This is a genomic window from Gilvimarinus sp. 1_MG-2023, from assembly GCF_030548285.1.
In genome coordinates this window covers 1-283 of the sequence record NZ_JAUOSC010000856.1, presented here as the reverse complement: position 1 = coordinate 283, position 283 = coordinate 1, and the positions used below count along the sequence as shown (strand labels likewise).

Sequence of the window (283 nt, the reverse complement as noted above, 5' to 3'; positions counted from 1 at the left end):
CTGATAAACTGCTGTCGCCATGAAGCCGGAGCACCTTCCTGGTAATAACGCGCCATGGACTCACCGTAGTTCGCCCGTTCATCGCCAAAACAGCTGCGAAAACGAGCCAATACCTCATCATCTGGCTGCACCAGCAGCTCCCAATAATACTGGCCAATTTCGTGACGAAAATGACCGATCAGGGTGCGATAGGACTCATCCATATCTTCCCTCATCTGTTCCCGCTCGACATTATCCGCTTCGTTGATATTGATCGTCACCAGCCCTTCGGCATGGCCAGTGG

At 52.7% G+C, this 283-nt stretch carries 1 protein-coding gene; it reads right to left on the bottom strand.

Annotated elements, in window-relative coordinates; all coding sequences use genetic code 11:
* Positions 1 to 283 (bottom strand): putative zinc-binding metallopeptidase (locus Q4563_RS19320; RefSeq protein WP_303605667.1); only part of this gene is annotated, 283 nt, incomplete at both ends.